The sequence below is a fragment of the Acetatifactor sp. genome, from assembly GCF_982438285.1.
Map to the genome: position 1 here is coordinate 1 of NZ_CEWDFQ010000411.1, position 2,359 is coordinate 2,359.

Genomic DNA, 2,359 nt, shown 5'->3' on the forward strand with positions numbered 1-2,359 from the left:
CGGCTAGACCGCAAATGGGAGTAAACGCGATTGAAAAAGGCATGAAGGTTTTGGCCGCCATTGAAGAATACTCGAACGGTTTAAAGACACAGCTGCATGAGTTCCTGGATCCAGAAGTAATTACTCCTACGATGATTCGTGCCGGGATTCAAGACAATATGATTCCTGATATGTGCGAAATTGTTGTAGATATGAGAATGTTTCCAGGGAAAAACGCTGAAAGCGCAATTTCTCCGCTTTCCACATTACTTGACCAAATTGCCGCAGAAGATTCCAGTTTTTCTTACGATATTCAGATTATCCAGGAAGCTTTGGGGGGAGAGCTCTCTAAAACAGCCCCTTTGGTAGAGGCGGCTTCATTTGTATATCATGATGTCTTTTCCTGCCCCGCCAGTCTCAAAGGATTTGATGTTACCTGTGAACAATCGTACCTTCTTGGCGCAGGAATTCCTACAATTATTTTTGGGCCGGGAGATTGCGGCCTTGCGCACACCCCGGATGAAAATGTAGAGATCAAAGCGCTGCAAAATGCCTGTCAATATTTTTATAAACTGGCAAAATATTTACTGCGGCAATAAATGATACGGTGCATCTATAATGAAAGATGAACCAGAGAAGGAAAGATTTTTTTGAAAGGGGTTACCGATCAGGGCGGAATCATTGTAAGGCTTTGGCAGGTGCTGTTTATAAACATTTCTTTTGTGATTACATCTCTCCCCCTAGAAGTCTGGAAATGTTGGCGGCTGTCAGTTTCACTTTTTGAATCATTGTATCAAGCTCTTCGTGCATCCGAAAAGCAGGGCCGGCGATACTAACTGCGGCCAAAACAGAATGATCCATTCCAATAATGGGGGCGCCTACACAAATAAGGCCGGATTCTATTTCTTCATTATCCACTGCATACCCCAGTGTACGGGCCTTTACGAGTTCGCTGCGTAATTTTTCCGGCGAAGAAATTGTTTTTTCAGTAAACTGGTGCATGGATGTGAGAGACTGAAAGTAGGTATTGAGAAAATCTTCAGTTTTGTATGCCAGTATGATTTTTCCGCAACTGGTGGCATATGCGGGAACCCGTGTACCGATTCTTGTATTACACACAATAGACCGGAAAGTCTCAACTTTGTCCAGGTAAAAAATGTCTTGATCCAGCAATATGCTGAGGTTAATTGTCTCTTTTACGCATTTGGACAGCTTTTCTAATTCCGGCCTGGAAATGGTACGCAAGTCTGAATGACTCAGGATTGTGCTGGAAAGCAGCAATAAACGAGGCCCCACCCGATAACTTTTACGAATAGGATCCTGAACCAAGTATCCTCTTTCTGTCAGCGTGGAAATTTGCCGAAAAACTGTAGTCGTAGGCATGTGCAGATGATCCACAAGATTTTTTAATGTCCACTCCGTGGATGAATCCATAAAACATTCCAGAATTTCCAGCGCGCGAATAATGCTTGATACGTGCTCTTTTGCCATAGTTTACAACTCCCCTGTAAATCTGTACCGCGCATCATGCGCTTGACAAATTTTGAATCATTATATATCATGAAAAACAAAAAAGAAATATCCATTATAAAAAGCATCCGTTTGTGAATGCATTATTTTTTACGTATAATTCGGAATATAATTCCGCTATACGGAAATTATGGCGTTGAGGCAAAGACGACCCCTGAGCAATTGATTGTCCTTGTTTCGCAGAGAGCGTATCTCTTCCAAACTATATATTTTTGAGAAAGGGTGCATTGAGGTGTCTTTCGTATCTGAAAAAAGCAAGGGGATGCCCCGGTCTGTTATCCGGGAGATGTTTGCTATGCAGGCGGGATTGACAGACGTGGTTAGCTTTGCGCTGGGTGAGCCGGATTTTACCACCCCAAAGCATATTATTGACGCGACTGTAGAGTCCTTCCAGCGGGGAGAAACTCATTATACGCCGAACACAGGTATTCCCGCTTTGCGGAAAGCTGTGTCTGAGACGTATCAGCGCCGCGGTCTGACATATGCTCCGGAGGAGGTCCTCATTGGAGCAGGCGCTGTAAGTGTATTGAATTTGGCCTGCGGAGCGATTTTGGATCCTGGAGACGAAGTTCTGATTCCTGACCCCGGCTGGCCCAACTACCGGGGAATGATTCTTCAGGCCGGCGGTGTGCTGGTTCCGGTGAAGCTCCGGGAAGAAGACGGGTTCATGTATTCCCTGGACGCCCTGCAGGCAAAGATCACCCCAAAAACAAAGGCGATTGTAATCAATTCTCCTTCCAATCCCACGGGGGGAGTCGCCACTGAAGAGAATCTCCGGCAGATTGCAGAGTTTGTCCAAAAGCGGGACCTCTATGTTATTGCGGATGAGATCTACCATGAATTGCTGTGG

At 45.1% G+C, this 2,359-nt stretch carries 3 protein-coding genes; 2 read left to right on the forward strand and 1 reads right to left on the reverse strand.

Features of this window, described 5'->3' with window-relative positions:
* A partial coding sequence (locus AC1WIP_RS14645) for a M20 family metallopeptidase (protein WP_481142522.1) occupies positions 1-578 on the forward strand: 578 nt, incomplete at its 5' end.
* Between the two features lie 127 nt (positions 579-705).
* On the opposite strand, the gene AC1WIP_RS14650 is transcribed toward AC1WIP_RS14645, so the two are convergent.
* On the reverse strand, positions 706-1,470 hold the full coding sequence (locus AC1WIP_RS14650; RefSeq protein ID WP_481142523.1) for an IclR family transcriptional regulator: 765 nt from the start codon (positions 1,468-1,470) through the stop codon (positions 706-708).
* A gap of 334 nt (positions 1,471-1,804) precedes the next feature.
* Here AC1WIP_RS14650 and AC1WIP_RS14655 point away from each other — a divergent pair.
* Positions 1,805-2,359: pyridoxal phosphate-dependent aminotransferase (locus AC1WIP_RS14655; RefSeq protein WP_481142524.1), on the forward strand; the 555-nt coding region annotated here is incomplete at its 3' end.